This window comes from Nocardiopsis sp. TNDT3 (genome assembly GCF_003427465.1).
GTDB lineage: Bacteria > Actinomycetota > Actinomycetes > Streptosporangiales > Streptosporangiaceae > Nocardiopsis > Nocardiopsis dassonvillei.
This window is the reverse complement of sequence record NZ_QPFC01000518.1, coordinates 1-1,537: the sequence shown is the minus strand read 5'-3', so window position 1 is coordinate 1,537 and position 1,537 is coordinate 1. Positions and strand designations below refer to the sequence as shown.

Annotated in this window: 1 protein-coding gene and 1 pseudogene; both read left to right on the top strand. The window is 76.7% G+C overall.

The features are described from left to right. A pseudogene (locus DQW06_RS13595) lies at window positions 1-256 on the top strand (hypothetical protein); the annotation flags it as partial. A gap of 257 nt (window positions 257-513) precedes the next feature. Further along, window positions 514-1,455, top strand: a complete 942-nt coding sequence (locus tag DQW06_RS13590) for a CRISPR system precrRNA processing endoribonuclease RAMP protein Cas6 (RefSeq protein WP_167539512.1) — start codon at window positions 514-516, stop codon at window positions 1,453-1,455. Window positions 1,456-1,537 lie beyond the last annotated feature (82 nt).

Here is a 1,537-nt window from a genome sequence, read left to right as displayed (position 1 = left end):
CCCCGTCCCCGACCCCGCCAAGTTCCTCGTCCTGTTCTGCTCCGGCGCCGTGGACGCCGCCGGTCTGGCCGCGCTCGACCCGTCCGCCCACCCGCGCGAGCGCATGGCGGTGGTGGGCGACCAGGTCTACACCCACCACGAGCTGGGGCTCAGACACGCCAGGCTCCCCGACCTCGTGGCCCGACACGTCGACGGGACGGTGACGGGCCGCAACTGGCGCACCGTGCTGCGCCTGCTGGAGATGGCCGAGGGCTGAACCGGGGACCCGCGGCCGTGCGCGTCCGAAGGCCCGGCGCACCCGGCGCCCGCTCGCAGGGCCGTGCCGCCGTTCGCGGTGACCGTGTACGCGTCCGGTGGTCGGAAGCGGTTGTCCACGGGCGGCCCCGGTCCCGGTACGCAGGGCGGTGCCCGTGGGAACGCGAGGCCCTGGACAGGGCCCGGCACTGTCCGAGAGGAGTCCTCGGCGGTGTGCGTCCGCCGCCGCGACCGAGTGAAGGGGTGGTGCCCGTGCCGATGCGGTGGACCGTGATCCTGCGAGATCTGGCGGACACGGCGCGGCCGATCCGGCCCGAGGACTGCCACGGACTGCTCAACCGCTGGTGGCCCCAGTCCCCGGAGGAGCACGCGGCCGCCAAGCGGTGGGCCATGAACGGGTGGCCCTCGCCCCTGGGCGACCGCCTGCACCACTGGACGCTCACCTGGCTGGACGACGACACCCCGCCCCCGCTCGCGCCGGAGGAGCTGGTCGGCGACCCCCAGCGGATCGGCGACCACCTGCTGGTGCCCCTCTCGGTCACCCGCACCTTCGACCGCACCTACACCCAGATGCTCACCGAGCCGCGCGGCCCGTCCGCGGTGCGCTCGGCCGCGGTGCGCAGCCGGACCCCCATCGTCATGACCACCCGCGACGCCGCCGGTGAGCGCATTCCGCACATCTGGCCCACCCCGCGGCGCCTCTTCGGCGCCGTGCACCGTTCGGGCGGCGGGATCGTCGGCGGCAGCGGGGCCGTGGGCGCGGTGGCCCGGTTCGCGCCGTCCACCCTGGCCGAACCCTGGCTGGAGCTGGTGTTCGGCGGGCTGGCCCGGGTGCGCCGCGAGCCCCTGCCCGGCGAGGAGGTGCGGCTGGCCGAGCACCAGCACGCCGACAACCGCACCGTGCTCGGCTGGCACGGCGGGCTGCGGCTGGACCTGGCCGGGGGCGAGCGCCGCCACGCCGACGCCTTCGCCACCCTCCTGGAACTGCTGGAGCTGACCGGAGCGGGCAAGTACACCGCCCAGGGCTTCGGCTCCGTGCAGGTGGACACGGTGACCAGCGGCCAGCCGTCCGCACGGGTGCCCGCCCAGCGCCCCCGGCGGACCCCGCACCGGGTGCCCCGCCGCGCCCCGCAGCGCGTGGGTGAGACCCGGGCGCACGCCGTCGCCGAGGAGGAGTTCGGGGGTGCCCTGTTCGACTGACCCCGCCGACCGGGACCGGTGGCCGCACCGGTGCCCGGCCCGGCCGTCGGCTCCCACCCCGTGGACGGGGGCGGGAGCCGAC

Bases quoted from the DNA above. Each gene is read 5' to 3' on its own strand.
- DQW06_RS13590 (WP_167539512.1), top strand. From the start codon at position 514: ATGCGGTGGACCGTGATCCTGCGAGATCTGGCGGACACGGCGCGGCCG.